This is a genomic window from Nostoc sp. 'Peltigera membranacea cyanobiont' 232, from assembly GCF_002245985.1.
Lineage (GTDB): Bacteria > Cyanobacteriota > Cyanobacteriia > Cyanobacteriales > Nostocaceae > Nostoc.
Window position 1 is genome coordinate 1 of sequence record NZ_NOLK01000377.1, and the last position, 1,547, is coordinate 1,547.

A 1,547-nucleotide genomic window follows, 5' to 3' on the forward strand; every position below is an offset into this window, starting at 1 on the left:
GTAAGGATTCAGGTGGCAGAGTATTGACAAAGGGAACACTTGAGGAGGACTATCATAGATATGAACGAAAACCTGCCTCAAGAATTAGACCGAGAAAGCTTGAACCAGTTATCAAAAGAAGAACTGGTAGAGATAATTATTGAGCAGGGCAAGATAATACGTAAGTTACAGAAAACAATCTTAGAACTACAGCAAGAAGTAGAACTTTTAAAAGTCAGCCGAGATTTGGATAGTTCTACCTCATCGAAACCACCATCTGGGGATATTCTGAAAAAGAGCGAAAACAAAAAAGCATCCCTGGACGGAGAATCGAATCATCCCAAGAGGAAACCAGGCGGGCAACCAGGGCATCAGGGAAAAACGCGCTCTGGTTTTGGCAGAGTAGATCGTTATGAAATCTTACGTCCAGAAGATTGTGTTTACTGCGGTCAAAAAGCATTTGCGACCGTGGCAATAAAAATAGAAAAACAGTCTGTAGCGCAATTAGTAGAACGTCCTATTGAAATAGTGGAGTATCAACGCCATACGTGCGTGTGTAAATGCTGTGGAAATATACAAACAGCCTCATGGTCGCCAGATATCGTTCCAGGGCAAGATTTAGGAGTTAGATTACAGGCGTTTTTAGGATGGGTAAACAATTATGCACACATGCCCTACGAAAAACAGCAAGAAATGCTTTGGGAATTGGGACAGATTGAAATTGGGCTAGGCACTTTAGTAGCAACAAATGAACGAATCCAACAAGCGATTGAACCAAGCATTATTGAATTAAGTAATTGGGTAAAACAGACACAACCTAACATCCATGTGGATGAAACACCTTGGTCAGTTAAAGGAGTCAAAGAATGGTTGTGGGTAGTTGCCAACTCTGATTTTTGCCTGTTTACTGCGGCTGACACTCGTTCACGAGCCGAATTAGAAACGATTTTAGGGGCTAAATATGCAGGGGTACTCAGCAGTGACGATTTTAGTGTTTACAATGGCTATCAAGTTGTTGCCCAACAGAAATGTTTAGCTCATCTACGCCGTCACTTCAAAAAGTTAATCTTAATTCCAGGTCTTCACAACCAAGCTATTGGCGAAACGTTTGTTGATTTAATTGATGAAGCCTTTAGGAATTATGCACGATGGTTTGAGACCTTTGACTGCTTGAGTTATAACGATTGGGTCAATAAATTCAAATCTAAGTTGCAATCCTCTGTTGAGCAATGGATTAATCTTGCAGGAGCTACAGCCGGCAACCTTTTACGTTCTTTGCGCGATAAAGCAAATCAATGGTGGTATTTCCTTGATTACCCTGAAGTTCCTCCTGATAATAATCAGGCCGAACGCTCACTTCGTTTGGCTGTGACAAAACGTAAAGTTAGTGGCGGCTCCCGTTCGATGAACAGATTTAAACACACTGCCCATTTATTGACAGTAGTGCAAACTTGTCGTCGTCAAGGCAGAGCTGTGATTGATTTTTTTGCACAAGCACTGCGGGCTAATTCTAATAGTTATCTGTCTCGCCCATCACTGCTTCCTAAATATTAGACCTGAATCCTTAC

The 1,547-nt window shown here is 41.6% G+C and carries 1 protein-coding gene; it reads left to right on the top strand.

Features of this window, described 5'->3' with window-relative positions:
* The first annotated feature begins 60 nt into the window (after positions 1-60).
* The gene (gene tnpC, locus CDG79_RS40445; protein WP_094347034.1) at positions 61-1,533 is read left to right on the top strand and encodes an IS66 family transposase; all 1,473 of its coding nucleotides are present in this window, start codon (positions 61-63) and stop codon (positions 1,531-1,533) included.
* The last annotated feature ends 14 nt before the right edge of the window (positions 1,534-1,547 follow it).